Origin of the sequence: Streptomyces hygroscopicus subsp. hygroscopicus (assembly GCF_030269125.1) — a bacterium.
GTDB lineage: Bacteria > Actinomycetota > Actinomycetes > Streptomycetales > Streptomycetaceae > Streptomyces > Streptomyces hygroscopicus_C.
The window spans coordinates 1-255 of record NZ_BSSM01000083.1; the positions used below are offsets into that span (position 1 = coordinate 1).

Consider the following 255-nt stretch of genomic DNA (forward strand, 5'->3'; position numbering starts at 1 on the left):
CGGGGTGGGAGACGAGGGCGGATTCGACCTCGGTGGTGGAGATGTTGTGGCCGGAGACGAGCATGACGTCGTCGACGCGGCCGAGGAGCCAGATGTCGCCGTCCTGGTCCTTCTTGGCGCCGTCGCCAGCGAAGTACTTGCCTTCGAAGCGGGACCAGTAGGTGTCCTTGAAGCGCTGGTCGTCGCCCCAGATGGTGCGGAGCATGGCGGGCCAGGGTTCGGTGAGGACGAGGTAGCCGCCGCCGCCGTCGGGGA

General features: G+C 67.8%; 1 pseudogene. It reads right to left on the reverse strand.

The features are described 5' to 3' along the window. A pseudogene (locus QSK45_RS38210) lies at positions 1-255 on the reverse strand (acetyl-coenzyme A synthetase); the annotation flags it as partial.